The sequence below is a fragment of the Priestia sp. TRM10 genome, assembly GCF_057808375.1.
Genome location: NZ_JBJZOT010000013.1, coordinates 534862 through 558260, shown reverse-complemented (window position 1 = coordinate 558260; position 23399 = coordinate 534862). Strand labels below are relative to the sequence as shown.

Sequence of the window (23399 nt, the reverse complement as noted above, 5' to 3'; positions counted from 1 at the left end):
TACGTTACAATACTAATTGTAGTTTCACAAATTGATATAAACAATATATAATTTAGATTAAAACAATCTCAATATGAGATAGGTTTAAAGGAGGGAGATAAAATGGAGCTCAGACAGCTTATTTATTTTGTAGAAGTGGCAAAGCGTGAGCACGTTTCAGAGGCTGCGTTTGCCCTTCACGTTGCTCAGTCTGCTGTAAGTAGACAAATTAGCAATTTGGAGACAGAACTTGGGGTTGCTCTTTTTGAGCGAGAGGGTCGAAACATTAAATTAACGACAATCGGGAAGCTTTTCTTAACTCACACAGAGGTAGCGTTAAAAGCAATTGATAATGCAAAGCAGCTTATTGATGAACATCTTGATCCTGAACGTGGGACAATTAAAATTGGCTTTCCAACAAGCCTTGCAAGCCACACATTACCAACCGTTATTTCCGCCTTTAAAGGAAAACATCCGAACGTTGCCTTTCATCTTCGTCAAGGTTCTTATAAATTTTTGATTGATGCCGTTAAAAACCGAGAAATTGATTTAGCTTTTTTAGGACCTGTTCCACGAGATGATAATGATATAGAAGGAACGATTTTGTTTTCTGAGAAGATTTTAGCTCTTCTCCCTTCAAACCACCCTCTTGCAAGCAAGGAACGAATTCGACTTGATCAACTTCGCAATGATGCATTCGTTCTTTTTCCAAAAGGTTATGTGCTACACAGGCTTGCAATTGATGCATGTAAACAGTCGGGATTCAAAGCAAATGTATCATCAGTTGGAGAAGATCTTGATGCAATTAAAGGACTTGTTTCAGCAGGGATTGGTGTAACGCTCCTTCCAGAGAGTACGTTGTATGAAACAATGCCAAAGTTTACGGTAAAAGTGCCGATTGAGTTTCCACATGTGACAAGAACCGTTGGCATGATTATTCCAAAACATCGTAAACTTGCTCCATCTGAACAACTTTTTTATGAATTTGTGAAAGACTTTTTTTCTATTCTACAGCAGTACAGTTAAAAAGGCTCCAAGTATGGAAGCCTTTTTAACATGCTTAATCATCATAATCATAGCGAAAACCGTCTTGACTCTTGTCTTGATTTCCGTTTCCTCGTTCATTTGCCAAATCTCTTCTTTCTTTTTGTTCTTCTTCGGTTTGCTTCTTATTCATCATAAGCCTCCTTTTTTAGGTAGTATGTTCCTAAACGAAAAAAAAGATGAGCCTGGTACTTGAGCTCACCTTTTCTCTACTTTATAAAGTCCGTTTGTTGGTACTTTTTTGTCGAAATAAGCTTTTATAATATCACCTTCTGCAAGCTTGTCACTAAGCGGTTCCTCAAGGCTCTTTGTTGTAAAGGTAATGCTTGTTCCTTCTTTTGTTTTAGCCTTGTATGAATTCCCATCTATTTTAGTGATTTGATAGTAGTAAATATTAAATCGCTCATTTTTTGTATCTTTTGTTTTCTCAGATGCAGGCAAACTTTGCAAAACTTCTGCTTGCTCCTTCGCATCTGTTTTGTTAGCTACGTTGTTCATATAATAGAAAACTAGTAAACATAAAAACACAAGTAAAAGTACTAGTAGCATTAATTTTTTTCCTGCAATGGACAACCTAATAACCTCCTGTATAGTCTCGGATTGACCATCATATTTTAAACGTATTATAACATAATTTCAATACAGAACGTACATATAGAGGTCAATGTTCACCTTTTGCTCAAAAATGGAAACCAGGCTTTTGAACTACAACTCTTTCTTTTTTCCTAATTACTATGAAGAAATGCTAGAAAATATTCCTTTTCAAAAAGATGTGTAAAATATACCGAAGAAGGGAAAAAGAGCACTACATATGAAAGGTGGTAGATAGTATGAAACATCTTGTTTTTTATGATGCTGACTGTCCCCTTTGTTCAAATGTAAAAAAAGTTGTCCAAGCCCTTGATTGGGGGAAACGTCTTGATTGGATGCCAGTTCAATCAATTCAATCTGAACAAAAGTTCCGCTTCTTAGCTAAGCGTAATATTTACGATGAAATTCATATGATTTCTCGTGATAATGAACTGTTTAGCGGGTTTTATACCGTTCGGAAAATTTTAAAATCACTCCCGCTTACATGGCCAATTGGCATGCTTCTTTCTCTTCCGCTCATGGAGAAGCTAGGTGTGCCGCTTTATACATGGGTTTCTGAAAACCGCTATGAATGGTTTGGACGCTATTCAGAAAAAGGACAGCACGCGTATTAAACAAAGAACCGAGGCAAAAGCCTCGGTCTTTCTTATTTTCCACCAACAATAACGTCAGAATCAGAGCCAACAACTTTCGTTTGAACATTTTTGTCTCCATCCCATTTCTCAATACGCTTCATTTCAATTACTTCTGGTGTTAATGATTCACTGACTACTTTGTTTGCTTCCGCTTCTGCTTTTGCTTTAATAATTGCAGCGTCTGCCTTACCTTGTGCTTCTACTTTTGCTTTTTCAGCTTGAACTTCTGCTTGCTGCTTCTCAACATTCATTGCTTCAAGCTTTTGCTGTGCATCTACAACATTTTGAATGGCTTTTTGTGTTTTTTCATCTGGTTTTGGTGTGCCAAGAACAAAGTCTGAAACAACAAATCCATACTTATTGGCATCTTTTATGAACTCTTGCTCAATCTCTGTTTTAATTTGCTCACGCTTTTGGAAGATTTCAAGAATCGTATATTTAGATGTTACAGATAATGCCGCATCTTTCATACGTGACTGAAGGAACGTGTTCTCAATCACTTCTGGTTTTGCTCCTTTAAACTTATTGAAGATATCAACAACTTTCTCAGGATTGTTTGCATAGTTATATGTTGCATCAATATCAAGCGGTTTTCCATCTTTTGTTGCAAGTGGTACATCTTCATATGATACCGTTTCCATTGCAACCGGATATTGCGTGACTTTCTTCCACGGAGATACAAAGTGCCACCCTTGACCAAGCGTTTGCTTTTCAACCCCGCCAGATCTGTTGTACACAACCCCAATATGACCTTGATTAACTTGGGTAATCGACATAATGGCAAGCACCCCACCTAAAATAATCGCTAGCCCTACAAGCACGGCCCCAAGCTTTGCTTTTCCTGTTTTCAACATATTATTTTTCCTCCTTATCTTTAAATGCATCTTTTACTTCCTCTGCTTTCTCTCCCACTTTTTGAAATACACCCTTCTTCCCTAACCAAAGCCATATGCCGCCAAGGCTTAAAAAGAACAAAATAAATAAGACGTATAAAGAGAACAATTCATCACCCCATTAACTTATTAAAGTGAAAAAGTTCACATTAATCCATCCTCCCTTATTTGGAGAAGATATTTTAATTCCTCTTTTACACTTTATGTTGTTATCTTAGTATTATTTACGATAAGGTTACAAAAAGGTTTCATTTTTTTAAAGAAAATTGTAAAAAAGCAAAGAAATGGAGATTTCTTTGCTTTTAGGCAGTAATATCAATTATAAAGCCCTTTGAGAAGTAATATTCTTAATCGATATACAATTACGTTTTATCTTCTTCTTTTGCTTTTAATTTGTTATTCAGTTCTTCAATTGCTTTTTGATCCTTATACCAAGATTTCTTCATGTCTCCTGGACTATGATAAATGTCTTTCTGAGTATCATTAATTAGTATTTTATATATTTGAGTTGACCCTTTATATTCTATTGTTAAAGAAAGATTACCATCCATTTCGTGATTTCGTAAATCTTGAAGAAGATTATAAACTTTCTCATTTTCACTTTCTTGCTGACTACCATTTTTTAGGAAATGTTGTTTTCACCCTAATATCAATATTATCAATTATGTCTTCTTTTCCATATTGCTCCCTTATCTCTTGAATACTTGGTACATTCTTAATCTTAACTGGTTGCTCTCTTTGAATTCCTACTGTTCCATCTATATCTTCAAATTGAAAAGGATGTTGCTTAATAATCTCGTTTATTTGTTGACGATATTGTCGCCTCCATAATTCACTAATTACATCATAACGAAAAAGAGAGGTCGAGGCATCTTCATTTTGTTCAAGTGTAAATGGATCTTTTATTCCTTCCATTTTCACTGTAACATGATAATAACTTCCTGATTCATCTTTGGAACTCTGAATATCTGTTACGATGAATTGACGGTCCATTAGACTTTCAAGTTGGTTTTCCACTTCTTTGGCTATTTGATGTTTCTTAAAAGTAAAATATCCCCATCCTAAACCAACAATAATGCCTATTACTAAAAAACAAGTAAAACTCTCTTCACTTTCCCTTCTTAACCTCGCAATCATCGCTTTAGATGGGCATTTTCTACGTAAATCACAAAATCCTTTTATGTATGAAAGTTACTTTAATTCCATAATTCTACCAGGATACAAATAGCAACTCATGAGCCAATTTTCCTTAAAACCCTTTCTTATTCAACTAAAGAGTAGAAAGACTGAAAGAATAAAGACCTATCCTTTCATACAAAAAAACTGCCGAATCCTCGGCAGTTTTTAAAACATACTCAACGCATATTTTCTAGACATCATTTCTAACAACTTAATACCTGCTACACTGTTCCCTTTATCATCTAGCGCAGCACCGTAGATACCAATTCCACAACGATTAGGCACAGCTCCCATTACACCGCCGGATACGCCACTTTTGGCTGGAATGCCAACATCAATTGCAAATTCTCCAGAAGCATTATACATCCCGCACGTCACCATAAATGTTTTACATATTCTTGCGATATTAGCTGGAATGATTTGCTCTCCTGTTCTTGGGTCAACGCCGTTCATTGCAAACACGCAGCCAATTCTCGCTAAGTCTACAGAATCAACTTCAATTGCACACTGTTTTGTATATAGCTCCATTAACTCTTCAACATCTTCGTTAATTACGTCATGCTGTTTTAAGAAATAACAGAGAGCTCTGTTTAATTCAGCTGTTTCAAATTCAGACTGAGCAATTTCTTTATTATACGTAATTGTGGGCTTGTCTGTAAGTTCTTTAACAAAGTCTAAAAGGCGATTAAATCTTTCTTCTACGCTGCTTCCCATGAGCATATGTGTAACAGCTAATGCTCCTGCATTAATCATTGGGTTCAGAGGTTTAGAAGGTGAAATCGTCTCTAATTTAATAACTGAATTAAACGGATCACCAGTAGGCTCTTTTCCTACATAGTCAAATACGAAATCTTCTCCTCTATCCATTAACGCTAGCGCTAAACTAATGACCTTAGAGATACTTTGTAGCGTCATCTTATGTTTAACATCTCCCGCTGCATAACAGTTACCATTTGGATAGTAGACAGCAACAGCCAATTTATCTGGATCTGCTTCTCTTAAAGCTGGTATGTATTGAGCAACTTGTCCTTCTTTTGTATAAATTCTAGCTTCATCAACTAGGTTTTTTAAGTCTTGACTTGATTCACATTGCATTAGCATAACTCCTCACCTACATTTCTCTCTTTAGGTTATCCCATTAGAGGTTGTTTATTAAATATGCTTCTTTTCTTACTATTCATATTTAAGCTTTCAAATCTTGTTTTGCATTGTTCCCAATCGTTTCTTTTCACCACGTTGTTTACATAGTAAAAAAATTTTTGAATATAAAGTTATAAAGACATTTTTAAGGTGGCGAAGAAACGTGTGGACTAAACAAGCAAAACAGCATACAACTCATCTTATCAAGGAGCTCCGCGAACTTCAACAAGAGAATGGTTCATGGCTCTTTCCTTTTGAAACAGGCGTTATGTCTGATGCCTATATGATTTTAACCTTAAGAGCTCTTGGAGTTGAAGAAGAGCTCTTAATTGCCAAACTTTCTAAGCGAATTCTTTCCCTTCAGCATAAAGACGGTACATGGCGACATTATGAAGACGAGCCAAAAGGCAATTTGTCAGCAACCATTCAAGCATATACAGCTCTCCTTGTAGCAGGAGCTTCTTCAAAAGAAGAAACACATATGAAACGAGCAGAGCGCTTTATTCAGCAAAACGGTGGTGTGAAAAAAGCTCATTTTTTAACGAAATGGATGCTTTGTGCAAACGGCTTATATCCATGGCCGCGCTTTTTTTATGTACCGATGACCATCCTGAATATCCCAACGTCTTTTCCGCTTAATTTTTTTTCGTTAAGTACGTATGCTCGTATTCATTTTGTACCAATGATGATCGCTGCTAACAAAAAGTTTTTCATCCCGAGCAATCATAGCATTTACTCTCTCTATGAACGTGAAGGAGCTGAAGAAGAATGGAACGTTGAAGATGAACGATTCATTATTAAAGACCTGTTTTTTTATTTAAAACGATTGCGTAACTTACCAAGTTACATGCACCAAGCAGGCTATAAAAAAGCTGAATCGTATATGATTAGCCGAATTGAAGATGACGGCACCTTGTACAGCTATGCAACGGCTACATTTTTTATGATTTATGGATTACTAGCATTAGGGTATGAAAAAAACTCTCCTCTTATTATCAATGCCATAAATGGTCTAAAAAAGCTCGTCACCTCTGTTGACGGCATGGATCACCTTGAAAATTCAACATCAACCGTATGGGATACAGCATTGCTTTCTTATTCTCTCCAAGAAAGCGGTGTGAGTTATAAGGATCCAATGATAAAAAAAGCGAGTTTCTACCTATTAAACAAGCAGCACAAAAAAGTAGCCGACTGGGCTGTTCACAATCCTCACATAGCACCTGGAGGCTGGGGGTTTTCACATAACAATACGATAAACCCCGATCTTGATGACACGTCTGCCGCACTCAGAGCTATCACTGCTCCAAGCGTTCACGATACTCGGTATCTTAGCTCATGGAATAGAGGCGTTGATTGGCTTTTGTCTATGCAAAATAGAGACGGAGGCTGGGCGGCATTTGAAAAAAACGTCGATTTTCAGCTCCTAACTCATATCCCGTTAAAAAATGCAGAAGACGCTATTATCGATCCTTCAACAGCAGATTTAACAGGGCGAGTGCTTCAGTTTCTCGGAAAATTCGCTGGTTTAACAGAAAAACATCCAGCCGTAAAGCGAGCTGTGAAGTGGCTTTGTGATCAGCAAGAGAAGGATGGTTCATGGTATGGACGTTGGGGAGTTTGCTATATTTACGGCACATGGGCAGCTTTAACAGGCATGAGAGCGGTTGGAGTGCCACTTGATGACCCTCATATCCAAAAAGGCGTTCTCTTTCTTAAAAAACATCAGCGTCAAGACGGAGGTTGGGGCGAATCTTGCCGAAGTTCTGAAGTTAAGAAATACGTACCTCTTCTGTTTAGTACTCCTTCTCAAACATCATGGGCACTTGATGCTCTTTTAACATGTTTGCCAAAGGAACACATCACTATTAAAAACGGAGTAAAGTTTCTCTTAACCCCGCATATTCACAAAGCAAAAACATATCCAACAGGAATTGGCTTACCAGAGCAGTTTTATATTCGCTATCACAGCTATAACTATATCTTCCCTCTGCTTGCTCTTAGTCACTATTGCCAAGCGTAAAACGCTTGGCTTTTCTGTAAAAAGAAAAGAATAAGCAAATGCTTATTCTTCAAAATATTCCTTATAATAGCCGCCAACTTTTCCTGTGTTGTCAACAACAAAATAAAACTCTTCTGTTTCGTTTTTTACTTCATATGTTTTATTTACGCTTAGTACGTTTTCAACCATATATTTACTTGCATTTGTATGCACACATTTAATTTCTTTAATTGTTGGACGGTCTTTCCAGTTTTGATGAATCATGAACGTACACTCCTTTAAGTTTGTCCGTTCTATTGTACCGAATTCTTCCTCTAAAAAAAAGAGGCTAACATCTTTCACTAATAAACTTTACGATTTTTTCACATAAAAAGTCTTGATCATAATCAAGCGTTGCAACATGAAAGCTATTTGGCAGCGTTACCATTTCTTTTTGCTTGCTTTCAACATTGCTGAAAACATATTGGCTATTATGGGGTGGAACAACATTGTCCGTTTTAGAAGAAAGCAAAAGAAGCGGTGATGTCACTTGATGAAGTTTGTTCTTTACTTTCTCCATTAATGCAGTGAGCTCTCTTATTGAAGCAACAGGTGTTTTTTCGTAAGCAAGTTCGTGTACGCCTTCTTTCTTAATATCAGACCCGATTCCGGTTAAAAAGCGAGCCTCTGTCTCACTCTGCTGTTTTAAATGAGGCATATCAATAGCCGGATTAATCGGAATAATGCCTGCGATATTTTGGTATTGAGTACCTAAATGAAGGGCTAGCGTCCCACCCATCGAAAGGCCTGTTACAAATATACGTTCACATGCTTCGGTTAGTTTTTCATATCCTTCTTGAGCAGAAGAAAGCCAGTCTTCTTTCGTGCTTTTTTCCATATCTTCATGATGCGTCCCATGCCCTTTAAGGCGCGGGGCATATATAGTGTATCCTTTATCCTTTAGCACGTTATATACAGGTTTCACGCTTTGCGTTGTGCCTGTAAACCCATGGAGCACTAATACCCCTACTTCATTACCTTGATGATAAAGCTCTTCAGCGTTCTGAACAACCGCATACTTTTCATCCATCCCTTGTCACCCTTTGTACTCTTTCTTTCTATCGTACCATGTAACAGAATATTAAAACAAATTAAAACATCTTCTTACAAAAAAAGCTTAGCTATCCGCTAAGCTTTTTCATTTATTTATTTAGCAAGTTGAACGTCAATCTGTTCTTGTTCTTGCGGTGTTAATGTTTCTGTATGTTTAAACTCTCCAAGTGTGAATAAAAGTCCAGCAACAATAGCGATCGGCAGTACAATACCAAATGTTCTTTTTAAAATAGTCATGATTTTCTCTCCTTTTATTACCCTTTATTTTTTAGCCCAATTCCCACCTCGACGTGCATCAGCTTCTCCTATTATATGACCGTCTTCATCTTTCTGAAGAACTTGCACACTGCCAAAGTGCATCGGGTTATCACTTTTTCCAAGCTTATATCCATAAGATTTTAGAGCTGCGCTTTCACTTTTCGTTAGAGAACTTTCTTCTTCAAGAGTGATAGAATCAAAGGCGAATCGCTTATGTTTTACAGCATCGCTCCACGACTTTCCTTCTCTCATATGATAATAGAGTACTTGAGCAACCATTTGTGGAATTCGATCTCCACCAGGTGAACCAATTCCAATTGTCCCCTCTTCTGTCTTCACAACTGTTGGGGCCATAAATGTTCTTGGTCTTTTTCCTGATTCAATATGATTTACTCCATCACCAAAGTTTTGAAGCTGGTTGTTTAGGAAAAAGCCGTTTGTGTAGTCCCCAGAACCGAAAAAGTCGCTTAGCGTATTTGTTGTTGAAACAACGGTACCCTCTTTGTCCATTACAACAAAATGCGTTGTGCTTTCATGTTCTTTATCAACCTCATACTGTTCTCCCGCATTAGTGGAGTTAAGCTGCCGGTTTAAGAGATTCACATATTGAGAGCTTGTCCAATCTTGTGCATATTGATTTTCAAACTCAGGATCTGCAAGCTTTTCAATTCGGTCTTTGTATGCTGCCTTTGTAATCTGTCCCATATAGTGAGTAAACAAGCTATCACTTTTAATAGAAGAAAGGTTTGCATCATCCATCATCATGAGCATTTGAATAAGTGTTGTTCCTGAAAATGGAGGTGGTGCTGAGATCACTGTGCTTTCCCCATATTTCCCTACAACAGGATCTCGCTCTTTCACCTTATAATCTTGTAAATCGTTTGTTGAAATATGACCCTCTTCTTCAATGTCTTCTGCAATAGAACCTTTATAAAAAGCTGAAGCTCCTTCATCTCGAATTTCTTCGAGCGTTTCAGCAAGTTCAGGCTGCTTGAGTACGTCACCTTGCTTTAAAGGATCTCCGTCAGGATAAAACGCTTCTCTGTTATCCAGCTTTTTTTCGTGCTCTTGAATTGCAAAGGAGAGCGGTTCATTTATCTTAAACCCTTCTTTTGCATAGTGAATAGCGGGATTTAAAAGCTCGTTCATATTTAGTGAACCGTATTTATCATGAGCGTACGCCATACCTGCTACAAACCCAGGTACTCCTGAGTTTCCTTCACGCTCTCCATCAATCTTTTGTGGAGCTTCTTCACGGTAGTCAAGAAACGTTGCTTTTTTGTCAGGAGAAGAAATGAGCATCCCACCGCCGCCGCCAATTCCAGATCCGTACGGTTCTACAACGTTTAACGTGTATGAAATCGCAATGGCTGCGTCAACTGCGTTTCCTCCATTCTCAAGCACATCCATGCCAACTTTCGTAGCAATCGGATTTGAGCTGCTCACGCCATAATCCTGTGCACCAATGGTTCTTTTCCATAACGTTTGACCAGCTAAAAATAGTGAAGATACGAGAACGATAGCAATGACGATTTTTAGAATGTTTTTCTTACTCATATCTCCCCTCCTAACCTAGCTTTTATTAATGACTTTGTTGTGATTTAAGAATATGCGAATTTTATCGTCTTTCTGTTCCCAAAGAACTCCTTTAGATACGCCTTTTGTTAAGCTGTTGAAAATTTGTTTCTTATACCACCAATTGTCAACAGGACGCGGACTTCCTTCTTCAATTCGAAGTGGGACAACATCTACATACGCTGTTCCATCTTCTTTTAGTTTATATTGTGCAAGAGCGGTATTTTTTGTATTTGACCAGCCTTGATCAGATACAAAGTTACCTAAGCTATAAAAGATCACGCTGTCTTTGTAAACGTCAAAGGAAGATAAAACGTGTGGATGATGACCTGCAATCATATCTGCTCCTGCATCAACCATTGCTTTTGCTAAAGCTTCTTGACGTGGACTTGGCTCCATGTCATATTCTTGCCCCCAATGAACATTCACAACAACAAGGTCTGCGTTCCCTTGTTTCGGATCTTTTGCTTTTTCAATTTCGTTAAAAAGTACATCTGGATCAGTATAGACAACACCTGCTTTATTTTTCTTTGCTTCTGTACCTTCAGAGCGGACATCTGTGAAGCCAAGTGTTGCAACTTTTAATCCATTTACATCTTGATACGACACTTTTTTAGCACTGCTTGCATTTTCACCTGCACCAACGCTATCAATGCCTTCTTCCTGAAGCGATGCTAGCGTATCTTTTAACCCTTGTTCCCCATAGTTCATCGCGTTGTTGTTTGCTAAGTTCAACACGCTAAATCCCGCATTCTTTATCGATTTTAAAGAACGCTTGTCAGTTGAAAGTAGAAGATCTTTATCAAGTGGTTCATACTGACTTTCATCTTTTGTTAGAATAGGAACATCTAAGTTTCCTGTCATATAATCAGAGTCTTTTAAATAAGGCTGCACGTGCTCAAATAAATAATCTGCCCCGTGTTTATCCACAATATTTTCTGTGAAGCGCCCAAGCATTAAGTCTCCAACTAGGGTCATCTTTGCTTTGTACTGCGCTTGTTCAGCAACAGCTTTCGTATCTTCTGTACGTGTTAACCAAGCTGACAAAACAAGTGCAATGATAATAAGCGGTGTTAAAATGGCTACATACTTACCGTTTTTTGGTTTTGTTTTTTTAATAAAGATTAGAATTTTTTCTTGGAAATTTAGCTTTTTTATTTTTTTATCCATTTGGGATCAACACCTTAAATAAAGTAGTACAAGTTCATAATTCCAAACGTTAGTCCGCTTAAAAGGAGCGTACTTCCAACTGTAAACGGAATGCCTTGTTTTTGGATTGTATTCGCGATAAGACCAGGAACGATAATTCCAATTCCGCGGAATTCTTGAATCTCAAATGGCATAACAGGATAAAAGTAGTCAAAAACAAGCTTTAAACAAATACCAACGATAAGCATTGCAGCAAATTTACGCTTTCCATAAAGAATCGCAAATCGCCCAATTCCATACATTACAATCACATATGTTAAAATACTAATAAATAAAACAACTAATATAAAAACTGGTTGGTCAAATACAAGAGCTAAATACCCCGGTACAACAAGACCTGCTGGAATAATTCCCGTTTTTTCTGCGAAAAGTAGACTGAGCGTAACGCCAAGTACTAATGCAATATATAAATCTGCACCAAACATCTTTTTCCTCCTAAATTAACCTGCTTTACGAACAGACTGCATGTTGTTGATCGCTTCAATAAGCGGTTCACCAGAGCCGTGAATATTACCAACTCCGTAGACAACGCGTCCTTTTAAGTATGGTTTTAATTCTTCCATAATTTCTTCTGTTGAATATCCTTCAAGGTCAAAATATTGATTTGTGTCAAGATCGCCGCGTTCATAAGCGTCGCTAATTGGAGATGTTGTTCCACCAATTGCAATGACAATCTCTGATGGTATGTAAGGTAGAACGTCTTCAGCAAACTGAATTGTTCGATCAACACGATCATCGCGACAATTCATAATTACAATAGGATGATTTGTACTATAACCTAACTCACTCACACGCTCCCATATTTTAAGCGTAGATGATGCATCATTTGCTGCAAATCCATTAACGAAAAAGGCTGGATTTTCTTCATCTTCTCCGAAACGGACGATGCGCATTGCACCTGGGTCTGGCTGAGCATTAAGCATTCCTGCCATAGCTGTTTCTTCATCAATACCAAGCGCTTCAGCTACAGCTAAGGCAATTGAAGCATTGTCGGGAAATACCATGTAATCGAACTTACGTAAATATTCTTCTGTAATTTTAGAGTTGTCTGCTACGATGACTTCTGAATTACGCTTTTTCGCTTCTTCTTTAAAATAATCTAAATAAGGGCTTTCGATTGTCACAAGATGACCATTATAAGGGATAGCGGCTAAAAAGGCTTGAGCAACTTCATCAAGCGTTGGTCCCATGACATCCATATGGTCTTCTAGTACGTTTACGATAACGCCGACATTCGCTTGTAAAAGCTGATTTTGAAACGTAATTTGATAGTCAGGCTGAACAGCCATACATTCGCAAATCAGTGCATCTGGTTCAAGATCTTCAATCTTTTTCATAACACGGCGCTGCTCTCCGATGTTTGGTCCTTCAAGTCTTCTCTTAATTGGTTCTTCTTCGCTCGTATGCCAGTAAATCATTCGAGCGGATGTTCCGGTTGTTTTACCAATTGTTCTGTAACCCGCTTCTTTTACAACTCCTGTTACTAATCGTGTAACAGTTGATTTTCCACGGATTCCATTAATATTCACGCGGATTGGCACAGCGTGGATTCGTTTTAAATGCTGCTTATAATCCCACATTCCTAAGCAAAGAAGTAAAACGGCACATATAATAATGAGTGCCATACTCTCGCCCCTTTCTTTATCATTCGAAATATTTTGTTGTAGTGGGTACCCGGGAAATAATTTAGCACAGAAAACATATGAGTTCTATCAAACGTCTTTACCATGTAAAGGGAATTGTAAATTTTGTATTATTGTTCACAAAGGGATGATAAATAAAGGAATTTGGGGACTATTTGCTCTTTAACGTAGGTAACTTCCGTGCATTTTCCGCCCATAACTACTTGTAAAGATGCGAAAAGAATCATAATCACTCTCTAGGACATAATCAATTTGTCACGTTTAATGTAACAAAAATCGAAAATTATCTGTAACATTAGAAATATGAAGAAAATTTATTTTTTGTAAATTTTCTTTAACCCACGCCTTTCTTTCCTTCTTTTCTTCCTTGTTTAAAGATTGAAATATGCTGTAATGCTTTATATCTATAAATAAAAGGGGAATTAAGTCTTATATAAAAGATTAGGACTAGGGGAAAAGACACAATAAAAAAGAAGAGAAAAGATTCTCTTCTTTATTTATATCACAGAGAGGGAACGAAGCCTGTTTAACGCTGCTGCGATTTCATGTGCCCGAGGCTCTGCTAATTCTCCTTCACCTTTTTTTGAGCTTGCAAAATGTTTCAAGCCGTGTCTTTCCATTTCTTGTTGAACACACTTCAATAAATCTTTCATCGTTTTTGAAGAACAAAGCAAATTTTTTCGTTCTATATGACTAAGAATTTCTGCAATTGCTCTTGTTTGACTTTCATTTACAAGCTGTTCTACATAGTGGAGGTTAATGATGCTTTTTCCATATTGAATCGTATCTTTTGAACGAACTTTTATCATTCGTTTTCTTCCTTGCTCACTTTGTAAACTTTTAGGTCTCACTATTCTTTCTCTTCGTACTCGATGTTTCGCAACTGCATATCTCTGTTGTTCAGGGTATTTAGCCGCAATTTCTTTTGCCTGATTTGTAACGTCCGTACAGTTGTAATTATTGAGCTTTAAAACAGTATGTGCTTTTTCAAAATATGCCCCAGATCCCCCCATCACAAGGATAGATGATATTCCTTCTTGCTCGTAAAGGGTACTTACTCGATCAATAAAAGGGGTGATTGGTTCTTCTTCCGGGGAAATCAGTTCTTTCATTCGCATATCGCGAATCATAAAATTTGTAGCGCTTGTATCTTCATCAATAATTAAAGTCCCTGCCCCTGCTTCAAGCGCTTCAATAATATTTGCCGCTTGGGACGTACTTCCGCTTGCATTTTCACTTGAAAATTCTGCTGTACTCCCTCCGTTTGGCAAGTTATTTACAAATAGAGAAATGTCTAATTTTTCAACGTTTCGTCCGTCTTCAGCACGAATTTTGACAGCCGTATTTTCCGTAATCACAAACTCACGGCCGTCTCCTTTTCTATAGTTATAAACGCCTCTTTCAATTCCTTGTAAAAGCGTACTTTTCCCATGATAGCCTCCCCCAACAATAACCGTAACCCCTTTTTTTACTCCCATTCCCCTTAAATGCTTTTTTGTATGTGGAATAGGAATAGCAATCTCTAATTCTTCTGGACTTTGAAAAGGAACAGCTTTTTGTAAAGGTAGCTCACTCACACCGCTTTTCCGAGGAAGGATGGATCCATTAGCGACAAACGAAATAAGGCCATGTTCTTTTAAATAAGCACGAATAGCTTGCTGCTGATCAGTGAGGATAACCGCCATCTCTAATTTTTTTATATTCATTTGAAAAATGGAGTTTTCTACAACAGCGGGCAGAAGAGTCTTGAAAATAAGCTCAGCTTGTTCCCCTAAAATCCGGCGTCCTTTTGCAGGTAAGCCAACTGACAGTGTGACAGTCATCAGTGATGCGGAAAAAGTAACGGAAGTTCGATTGAGCACTTCTTGTCCGGGATAATCAATTAGAATCATTCCACTTTTTCCGGACCCTTTTGCTCTTTCCGCTTCTTCTTTTAAGCTTTTATCTATAAGCCGTGTAATATGGTCTTTACAGCATATTTCACGATATTTATCTCTTAGCCACTCTTTTTTTATCTCTATATTTTTCAAAGGAATATGTAAACAAATTTTAGATGGACTTGCAAAAGGATCTCCTTGCACATAGTTAACAGCTAATTCATAATGTGGCCACTTGTATCTCCCTTGTATCCTTTTATAGTTTGGATATCCTTTCCCATCGATTTCTTTAAGAATTTGTAACAGCTTTTTCACTTTATCGCTCCCTTCTTTCTAGTATGTTTAGTGTAACAAAAAACAGCCTCTCCTTATAAGGAGAGGCTGTTTTTTCTTTATCCTTCAAGAAGAAGTGTTTCTGGATCTTCTAATAAGTCTTTAATTGTAGCAAGGAAGCTTACCGCTTCTTTTCCATCTACAATACGGTGATCATATGATAGAGCAATATACATCATTGGACGATTTTCGGAACGTTCTTCATCAATTGCAACAGGACGAAGTTGAATTTTGTGCATACCGAGAATTCCCACTTGTGGTCCATTTAAAATTGGAGTTGAGAGAAGAGAACCAAAGACTCCTCCGTTTGTAATCGTAAATGTTCCACCTTGTAAATCTTTTAACGTTAATTTATTGTCACGCGCTTTTTTTGCTTTATCTAAAATATCTCCTTCAATATCAGAGAATGTTTTACGATCTGCATCACGTACAACTGGAACAACAAGACCATCATCAGTTGATACGGCAACACCAATATCGTAATACTTTTTCAGAACAAGCTCATTTCCTTGAATTTCAGCGTTTAAGAGCGGGAACTTTCTTAGAGCAGCCACAACTGCTTTTGTAAAGAAAGACATGAATCCAAGACGAACATCGTGCTGTTCAAAGAAATTATCTTTACGACGCTTGCGCAGAGCCATAACAGCTGTCATGTCAATTTCATTAAACGTTGTCAGCATTGCTGCTGTTTGCTGAACCTCTACAAGACGATTAGCAATTGTTTGACGTCGACGCGTCATTTTTATGCGTTCTTCCGGTTTCTGTGGATCTTGTGGCTGTACTTGTTTTTGTGGCTGAGGTGCACTTTGCCCTTTAGCTGCTGGTTTATTCTCATGTGACTCGATATCATGTTTACGAACGCGCCCCATTGGATCTGTTGTTTTTACATCATCAAGTTTAATGCCGCGCTCACGAGCAAGTTTACGAGCTGCTGGTGAAGCAATCGTACGGCTTGTCGATTTTGCTTCTTCTTTTGGTACTTCCTTCGTTGCTACAGCTGTTGTGCTTTCTTTTGGCGCTTCAGCCTCTGGTGCTTTTTCCTGTGATGCTTCTTCTTTCGCTTCTGGTGCAGAAGAAGATGTACTTTCGCCTCCGCCTTCTCCACTTTCATCTAAGCGAGCAATCACTTCACCAACGTGAACAGTATCACCAGGCTCTTTCAGAAATTCTGTAATTACGCCAGACTCCTCAGCTGTGATTTCAACATTTACTTTATCTGTTTCAAGCTCTGCAATATATTCACCGCGCTCAATTTTGTCGCCTACTTTTTTTAGCCACTCTGAAATTGTGCCCTCTGTAATTGATTCTGCTAATTCTGGTACTTTGATCTCTCCCATTGTCCTGGCCCCTTTCTAACGTCTTAATACATGATTAGTTAGTTTTAGTGCTTCATTTACGATACGTTCTTGTTCTTTCTTATGAACAGTTGGATCCCCTTCAGAAGGACTTGAACGGCGACGACGTCCAACATAGCCAATCTCAACACCTTCTGGAACAATTTCCTGAAGACGAGGATACGCATATGACCACGGTCCCATATTTTTTGGTTCTTCCTGTACCCATACAAGCTCTTTTAAATTCGGATATTGTGCTAGAATCTCGCGTGCCTGTGCAAGCGGGAATGGATAAAGCTCTTCAACTCTTAAAATATGAACAGAATCAATTTCTTCTTCTTGTTTTTGAACTGTATCGCGTAAATCAATAGCGACTTTACCACTACACATAATAATACGCTCTACTTTTTCTTTTTGTTTTCCTGTTGTTTCTTCTTGTAAGATTTGTTTAAATTCACCTTTGCTCAAGTCATCAAGATAAGATACGCTGTGAGCATTGCGCAGCAAGCTTTTCGGCGTCATAATCACGAGCGGACGAATGTCATCATGTTTCAATAGAGCCGCTTGGCGACGCAGAATATGATAATACTGTGACGCAGTTGTTACGTTCGCAATATCCCAGTTGTTTTCAGCTGCAAGCTGCAGGAAACGTTCTAAGCGTGCGCTTGAGTGTTCAGGACCTTGACCTTCATATCCGTGTGGAAGAAGCATAACAAGACCTGATTTTTGTCCCCATTTTGCTTGACCTGCTGTGATAAACTGGTCAAAGATAACTTGTGCTGCGTTCGCGAAATCACCGAACTGTGCTTCCCAAATAACAAGTGTTTCAGGAGCAAACACATTGTATCCATATTCAAATCCGACAACAGCTGCTTCTGTTAACGGGCTGTTATGAACAGCAAATGAAACATTCACATCTTCTAACGTATGAAGCGGTGAGTAAACATCTCCTGTTTTCTCATCATGTAAAACAATATGACGATGTGCAAACGTACCGCGTTCTGAATCTTGCCCTGTTAAACGGATTGGTGTGCCGTCTTTTAAGATTGTGGCAAACGCAAGTGCTTCCCCTAGTGACCAGTCTACTTTTCCATTGTCTTTTAAATTAGCAGCACGCTTTTCAAGGATTTTTTGCAGCTTTTTAAATACGCTAAATCCTTCTGGCCATTTCACAAGCTGATCGTTAAGAGCAAGGAGTTGTTCTCCATCAACAGCAGTCTCAATTGGTGGAAGCTGACGCTCAGGCATTTCAGGCACTTCCTGTGGCTGGAACGATTTTTTATCAGGCGTTTTGCTAAATGCCTCTTGAAGACGCTCTTCAATTTTTTCATCAATTGCTTTCACATCTTCCTCAGTTACAACGCCTTCTTTTTGAAGCTGCTCTGCATATAAATTCTTCACCGTTTTGTGAGCGCGTACAAGCTCATATGTTTTAGGCTGTGTTGCAGATGGTTCATCCATCTCATTGTGACCAAAGCGACGATATCCAATAAGATCAATGATAAAGTCTTTTTTGAATTTTTTACGATATTCAAATGCAAGATAAGCCGCTGCTAAACATGCTTCTGGATCATCTGCATTGACGTGAATAATCGGCATTTCAAATCCTTTTGCTAAGTCACTTGCATATTTAGTTGAGCGAGAATCAACGCTCTCTGTTGTAAAACCAATTTTGTTATTCGCAATAACGTGAATCGTTCCACCTGTATGATAGCCGTTCAAACCGCTCAAGTTTAGCGTTTCTGCAACAATTCCTTCCCCTGGGAACGCTGCATCACCGTGAATTAAAACAGCAAGTGACGCTGTGGAATCAACAGAAGGATATCCCGCTCCTGTACGATCATCTTGTACAGCTCTTGTGTAACCTTCAACAACAGGGTTTACGTATTCTAAATGACTTGGGTTGTTTGCCAATGTTAAGCGTGTTTTAAATGACTGATCTTGTTCACTAATGTGTTTGTCAGCACCAAGGTGATATTTTACGTCACCGCTCCATCCGTAGCTGATTCCAATTGAACCTTCAGATGGAACAACCTCTTTATTTGGCGCGTGCTGAAATTCTGAGAAAATAAGTTCATATGGTTTTCCAAGCACGTGAGCAAGTACATTAAGACGTCCTCTGTGCGCCATTCCAATATTAATAGACTTTGTTAAATTGTGAACAGCGTGTTCCACAACTTCATCTAGAAGCGGAACAAGCATGTCAACTCCTTCAACAGAGAAGCGCTTTTGGCCTACGAAAGAACGATGTAAAAACTGTTCAAACCCTTCTACTTGCGTTAATCGTTTTAAAACAGATTTTTTCTTATCAGCAGAAAGAGAACGATATATTTTACCCGATTCAATCATCTCTTTTAACCAAGCGTTCTCCTCTCGGTTATGTACGTGCTGGTACTCAAAAGCAATTTTTTTCGTGTATACTTCAATTAAATAGTGATAAGCAGCCAAACCATCCTTTTGTTTGATATGATCTGGTGCGTTTGGACAGAGAACATGAGGCGGAATGCGCTTCACATCTTCTTCTGTCAAATCAAAATTTTCCAGTTTTAGCAGCGCCATCTCCGTTTTATTTTTCTCAAGCGGAAAAATAGATGCATAAAGATGACCATAAGTACGCACATAAGTTGCTAGCTTCACAGCTGTTGCAATCTTTTCAATTTGTGCAGGATCCGTATAATCGACTCCTACCCCTTCATTTTGACTGCTGCTTTTGTTTAGAGAAGGCGGTGTTCCCCACTCATCAAAAAACGCTTTGACTTCAGGGTCAATTGATTCAGGATCTTCTTGATACTGATCATACCATTCCATGACATATCCTAAGTTAGGTCCAAAAAAACTATGCCAAGGAGCTTCGTTTCCTGTGTTTTTTCTCTCCATGATTTCTCCCCAACCCCTCTTTCATTTAGCCTCTTACTTTTTTATAAAACGCTTATTATACTATATTGAAAGCCTATACAAATCATTGTAACAACCCGGAAAGTTTTACTTGGGATGTTACACTCATAGTAACATTTTTGTCACAATTCCTCAAAACATAAATAGGCGCGAAAAGACAAGCATTCTAGCGGTTTTTTCAAAAAAGAAAGCGATTTCTTCGTTTTTTTCGCTTTTTTGTGAAAATAAGCACTATTTTGCTCATCCTTACCTCTTTTTACCGTTTTCTCTTCCTTAATTGATTTTCTTATGAAGAAGAAAACCTTGATTTATCAAGGTTTTCTCCTAAACACGTAAAAAAAACACAACAGAAGAATCAATTATTTTGATGGAAGCTATTCTTTTTTTTCATAGCTCAATAAGCAATTGTAGGCAGCTTTTCAATTAACCTTTTGCTTGATTTGTTGGCCTCTTTTAAAATAATATCCTCATCCATTGTTTTTAAACGTCGATTTTCCATTACAATTTCCCCATTAATGATGACCGTTTCTACATCTGAGCTATAAGCGGAATAAACAATGCGGGAAATAGGATCAATATCATAGGAAGGAAAAGCATGAAGCTTGTGAAGATCAACCAAAATTAAATCCGCCTTTTTTCCAACTTCAATACTTCCAATCTCGTGCTCTAAGCCGAGTGCTTTAGCTCCTCCAATCGTGGCCATTTGTAATACTTGTTTTGCTTTCATTGAAGTTGGGCCATGGATGGGCTTTTGGATAAGAGCGGCAAGTTTCATTTCTTGAAACATATCAAGATTGTTGTTGCACGGAGCTCCGTCCGCGCCTAAACTAACATACATATCACTCTTTAGCATATGGGGCACTTCGGCAATCCCTGAAGCGAGCTTTAAGTTCGAGCCTGGACAGTGGCTTACCTTTACTTTTCGATCTCTAATAATTTTTTTCTCTTCCTCATCTAACCAGACGCAATGTGCTAAAATAAGCCGCTCATTGGCGAGGCCGAGATGATCTAAATAAACGACATTACGCATGCCTCGCTCTTGCTCTACAATTTGGATTTCACCTTTATTTTCTGAAGCATGGGTATGTACACGAACTTGATATTCTTCAGATAAAAAAGCAACCTCTTTCAACAGTTCCTCTGAGCATGAGACAACAAAACGAGGTGAGAAAGCATATTGGATGCGCCCGTCTTTGTTATGCCATTTCTCATACAGGTCCATGCTTTCTTGCAAGGAGGCGCTCGTTGTTTCTCTAAGGAGCTTTGGCACTTCTTCACCATGATCCATCATCACTTTACCCGCAAGTGCCCGAATGCCGCTTTTTTGAATGGCCTGAAAAGCAAAATCTGTGTGATGTACCGTTTCCATGTCTACAATAGACGTTGTACCACCTTTTATCAATTCCCCGATGCCAAGCATCGCTGAATAGTAAATGGATTCTTCATCATGAGCCGCTTCAAGGGGCCAGATTCTTTTTTTCAGCCAGTCCATAAGCTCCCAATCATCTCCCTGTCCTCTGAAAAGCGTTTGACAAAGATGAATGTGCGTATGAATAAACCCTGGAAGAAGAATTTGATGACGTGCGTCTATTTCAGCGTCCACAGTATCCGGCTGTAAGTTCGTCCCGATTTCTTTAATTCGTTCTCCCTCAATTAAAACATCTCCGTGAAAAATATCGTCTTGTTTGTTCATCGTAATAAGCTGAGCATTTTTGATTAGCAACCGTCTCACTGTCATCTCTCCTTTGAAGTCCCAAAATACTGTCATATGCCTACATGTAAAGTAAGTTTCCATATTATATGTTTTTCTCATTAAGAATGGCGAGCATATTGTAAACGGACTTGACAAGAACTTTTATGTTTAAAGTAGCAACTCATAAAACAATATGTGATTAATCAACGCCGTTAATGAATTGCTGAAGAGTATCGATAAAAGTAAGCACGTCCTCTGTTTCTCTTCTGTACGCAACGTAAATGTTTGATACAGGAAGAGGAAAGATAGAAAAAGGCACAGCATCTATTTTCCCTTCCTTCACTTCCCCTTCAACAACGGAAAAAGGAAGAAAAGACATGCCTAATCCTTCCTCAATAAACCGTTTTGTAATTTCTACTTGATTAACGACCATCGTTTTCACGCCCTTATATGCCTGCTGAATAGACGGCAAAATTTCTTCCCAATAGAAAGGATGATTGTTAATCAATAACCGATGCTGGTGAAAAAGAGAAAAAAGGGATTCATTTTCACTAGAAGGAGGAGCTGCGAGAATAACGGAATCTTGTAAAATACTTTTGCATATTGCGTGTGAAACAGGCATCCTTGATAAACCAACGTCTGCTCTTCCGCTTTCGAGCTCACCGCTAATTTCCATGGACTTTACAACATTTATCATAACTTCGATTTTAGGATATTTATGTAAAAAAGAGCTAAGAAATCTCGGCAAAATAGCTGAAGCAATATAAGGAGCAACAGCAACTGTTATTTTACGCTGAAATCCTTGCTTAAAGCTTTCTAAAGTTTGCACACCATCATAATAACTTTCCACCAATTTTTCAGCATGTGGAACAAATCTTCGTCCTGCTTCTGTTAAATAAACGTGGCGTCCGGAGCGTTTAAAAAAAGAAATGCCAAGCTCTCGTTCTAAATGCTTAATATGTGCTGTAACAGTTGGCTGAGAAAGAAAAAGAAGCTCAGAGGTCTTTCTGAAATTTTCATGCTTTGCTGCAACAAGAAACGTTTCTATCCACTTCATATCCATCATTATGCACTTCCTTTTCATAAAAAAACCTTATGACAATTTTATCATAAGGTTTTTTGCTCTTTATTTTTTTATTGCTAAGAATCGCAAGCGTTTGTAGTCAGCAACCCACTTTTCACTTTTATACAAGTGTTCCTTTGCAATGCTCTCTACTCTTTTTACAACTTCTCCTTGAATACTTTGGTCTATATGTGTTAAAAAGTCTCCCGCAAAGTTAGCAATCCATCCCTTGATGCCTTCATTTTCTTTAGCAAGTTCTGTTGGTCGATCGAAAGAGGAAACGTAACATACTTCAAATCCTCCCTGTTCAAGAAGAGTTGTATATTCGCCAACACTCGGGAAATACCATGGATTGTATATATCCTTTTTTTCTATTCCATACTCTTCTAAAGCTTGATACAGAGCTTGAATAATGGAATCTACATTCCCTCTACATCCCATTTCCCCAACAAACCGACCTCCGCTTTTTAAACAGTGATTTACGGAAGATATAACTCGTTCAGGCCTCTTCATCCAGTGTAGAGCAGCGTTTGAAAAAACAGCGTCTACTTTTCTTTCAAGCTGAAAATCTTCTCCGTTGCCAGTTCTAAACTCAAGTTGAGGATAGGATTCTTTAGCTTTTCTAATCATGTTTTGTGAAGCATCAATTCCTATAACACTTGCCCCTATTAATGCAATCTGATGAGCATGAATTCCTGTTCCACAGCCCAAATCTAAGATACATTCCCCCTCTTTTGCACGAAGTAACGAAAGCACATCTTCCCCATATTTAGCGACAAATGATGCAGTTTGATTATAGTATTCTGGGTTCCACTGATTTTTTGTACCAAGAGCTTCTTTCATGTTGCGTCCTCCCTTTTCGTTCTTTTTATAGATTATCACTCTTATATATTAAAGAATATTAGATAATTGATCCCTCATTGATAGGGATCTCCTATCAATAAAAAAACACCTCTTGAAAAAGAGG

General features: G+C 38.2%; 22 protein-coding genes. 3 read left to right on the top strand and 19 right to left on the bottom strand.

Annotated features, from left to right (window positions below; all coding sequences use genetic code 11):
• Window positions 1–102: 102 nt before the first annotated feature.
• The gene (gltC, locus tag ACK3CR_RS14150) at window positions 103–1005 is read left to right on the top strand and encodes a glutamate biosynthesis transcriptional regulator GltC (RefSeq protein WP_243512904.1); all 903 of its coding nucleotides are present in this window, start codon (window positions 103–105) and stop codon (window positions 1003–1005) included.
• Window positions 1006–1221: 216 nt separating this feature from the next.
• On the opposite strand, the gene ACK3CR_RS14145 is transcribed toward gltC, so the two are convergent.
• Complete coding sequence (locus ACK3CR_RS14145) at window positions 1222–1596, bottom strand: hypothetical protein (protein WP_019393406.1); 375 nt, start codon at window positions 1594–1596, stop codon at window positions 1222–1224.
• Between the two features lie 257 nt (window positions 1597–1853).
• Here ACK3CR_RS14145 and ACK3CR_RS14140 point away from each other — a divergent pair, with 257 nt between their 5' ends.
• Window positions 1854–2228, top strand: coding sequence for a thiol-disulfide oxidoreductase DCC family protein (locus ACK3CR_RS14140; protein ID WP_243512906.1), 375 nt, complete (start codon window positions 1854–1856; stop codon window positions 2226–2228).
• A 32-nt stretch (window positions 2229–2260) separates the two neighbouring features.
• On the opposite strand, the gene ACK3CR_RS14135 is transcribed toward ACK3CR_RS14140, so the two are convergent.
• The 5 genes from ACK3CR_RS14135 to glsA all read right to left on the bottom strand — a co-directional run bounded on the left by ACK3CR_RS14135 (window position 2261) and on the right by glsA (window position 5416).
• Window positions 2261–3103, bottom strand: a complete 843-nt coding sequence (locus ACK3CR_RS14135; protein ID WP_328122791.1) for a prohibitin family protein — start codon at window positions 3101–3103, stop codon at window positions 2261–2263.
• 1 nt (window position 3104) lies between these two features.
• On the bottom strand, window positions 3105–3251 hold the full coding sequence (locus ACK3CR_RS14130; RefSeq protein WP_172461076.1) for a hypothetical protein: 147 nt from the start codon (window positions 3249–3251) through the stop codon (window positions 3105–3107).
• A gap of 253 nt (window positions 3252–3504) precedes the next feature.
• On the bottom strand, window positions 3505–3693 hold the full coding sequence (locus ACK3CR_RS14125) for a hypothetical protein (protein ID WP_488975597.1): 189 nt from the start codon (window positions 3691–3693) through the stop codon (window positions 3505–3507).
• Between the two features lie 61 nt (window positions 3694–3754).
• Window positions 3755–4279, bottom strand: a complete 525-nt coding sequence (locus ACK3CR_RS14120) for a hypothetical protein (RefSeq protein ID WP_488975596.1) — start codon at window positions 4277–4279, stop codon at window positions 3755–3757.
• A 207-nt stretch (window positions 4280–4486) separates the two neighbouring features.
• Complete coding sequence (glsA, locus tag ACK3CR_RS14115; protein WP_410914944.1) at window positions 4487–5416, bottom strand: glutaminase A; 930 nt, start codon at window positions 5414–5416, stop codon at window positions 4487–4489.
• A 208-nt stretch (window positions 5417–5624) separates the two neighbouring features.
• Between glsA and shc the strand changes: the two genes are divergently transcribed.
• Window positions 5625–7481 (top strand): squalene--hopene cyclase, encoded by a 1857-nt coding sequence (gene shc, locus ACK3CR_RS14110; protein ID WP_488975595.1) that lies wholly within the window; start codon window positions 5625–5627, stop codon window positions 7479–7481.
• Between the two features lie 42 nt (window positions 7482–7523).
• Here shc and ACK3CR_RS14105 read toward each other — a convergent pair whose 3' ends face one another.
• The 13 genes from ACK3CR_RS14105 to ACK3CR_RS14045 all read right to left on the bottom strand — a co-directional run bounded on the left by ACK3CR_RS14105 (window position 7524) and on the right by ACK3CR_RS14045 (window position 23275).
• Window positions 7524–7724, bottom strand: a complete 201-nt coding sequence (locus ACK3CR_RS14105) for a DUF6501 family protein (RefSeq protein WP_019393399.1) — start codon at window positions 7722–7724, stop codon at window positions 7524–7526.
• Between the two features lie 64 nt (window positions 7725–7788).
• Window positions 7789–8529 carry an alpha/beta hydrolase gene (locus tag ACK3CR_RS14100; protein WP_328122782.1) on the bottom strand — a complete coding sequence of 247 codons (741 nt, stop codon included), beginning with the start codon at window positions 8527–8529 and terminating at the stop codon, window positions 7789–7791.
• Between the two features lie 116 nt (window positions 8530–8645).
• On the bottom strand, window positions 8646–8789 hold the full coding sequence (locus tag ACK3CR_RS14095; RefSeq protein WP_019393397.1) for a CapE family protein: 144 nt from the start codon (window positions 8787–8789) through the stop codon (window positions 8646–8648).
• A gap of 24 nt (window positions 8790–8813) precedes the next feature.
• Window positions 8814–10367 carry a gamma-glutamyltransferase family protein gene (locus ACK3CR_RS14090; RefSeq protein WP_488975594.1) on the bottom strand — a complete coding sequence of 518 codons (1554 nt, stop codon included), beginning with the start codon at window positions 10365–10367 and terminating at the stop codon, window positions 8814–8816.
• Window positions 10368–10382: 15 nt separating this feature from the next.
• A complete protein-coding gene (locus tag ACK3CR_RS14085) occupies window positions 10383–11555 on the bottom strand; it encodes a CapA family protein (protein ID WP_243512938.1) in 1173 nt (390 codons plus the stop codon).
• A 14-nt stretch (window positions 11556–11569) separates the two neighbouring features.
• On the bottom strand, window positions 11570–12019 hold the full coding sequence (gene pgsC / locus ACK3CR_RS14080) for a poly-gamma-glutamate biosynthesis protein PgsC (protein ID WP_019393394.1): 450 nt from the start codon (window positions 12017–12019) through the stop codon (window positions 11570–11572).
• Window positions 12020–12034: 15 nt separating this feature from the next.
• The gene (gene pgsB / locus ACK3CR_RS14075) at window positions 12035–13219 is read right to left on the bottom strand and encodes a poly-gamma-glutamate synthase PgsB (RefSeq protein ID WP_061805970.1); all 1185 of its coding nucleotides are present in this window, start codon (window positions 13217–13219) and stop codon (window positions 12035–12037) included.
• A 515-nt stretch (window positions 13220–13734) separates the two neighbouring features.
• Window positions 13735–15429, bottom strand: a complete 1695-nt coding sequence (locus tag ACK3CR_RS14070) for an ABC-ATPase domain-containing protein (protein WP_488975592.1) — start codon at window positions 15427–15429, stop codon at window positions 13735–13737.
• A 77-nt stretch (window positions 15430–15506) separates the two neighbouring features.
• A complete protein-coding gene (gene odhB, locus ACK3CR_RS14065) occupies window positions 15507–16784 on the bottom strand; it encodes a 2-oxoglutarate dehydrogenase complex dihydrolipoyllysine-residue succinyltransferase (RefSeq protein WP_410914803.1) in 1278 nt (425 codons plus the stop codon).
• 15 nt (window positions 16785–16799) lie between these two features.
• Window positions 16800–19658 (bottom strand): 2-oxoglutarate dehydrogenase E1 component, encoded by a 2859-nt coding sequence (sucA, locus tag ACK3CR_RS14060; RefSeq protein ID WP_243512966.1) that lies wholly within the window; start codon window positions 19656–19658, stop codon window positions 16800–16802.
• Between the two features lie 412 nt (window positions 19659–20070).
• On the bottom strand, window positions 20071–21408 hold the full coding sequence (locus tag ACK3CR_RS14055) for a 5'-deoxyadenosine deaminase (protein WP_410914802.1): 1338 nt from the start codon (window positions 21406–21408) through the stop codon (window positions 20071–20073).
• A gap of 160 nt (window positions 21409–21568) precedes the next feature.
• On the bottom strand, window positions 21569–22435 hold the full coding sequence (locus ACK3CR_RS14050) for a LysR family transcriptional regulator (protein ID WP_328122777.1): 867 nt from the start codon (window positions 22433–22435) through the stop codon (window positions 21569–21571).
• Between the two features lie 60 nt (window positions 22436–22495).
• Window positions 22496–23275 (bottom strand): class I SAM-dependent methyltransferase, encoded by a 780-nt coding sequence (locus ACK3CR_RS14045; RefSeq protein ID WP_488975591.1) that lies wholly within the window; start codon window positions 23273–23275, stop codon window positions 22496–22498.
• Window positions 23276–23399: the final 124 nt, after the last annotated feature.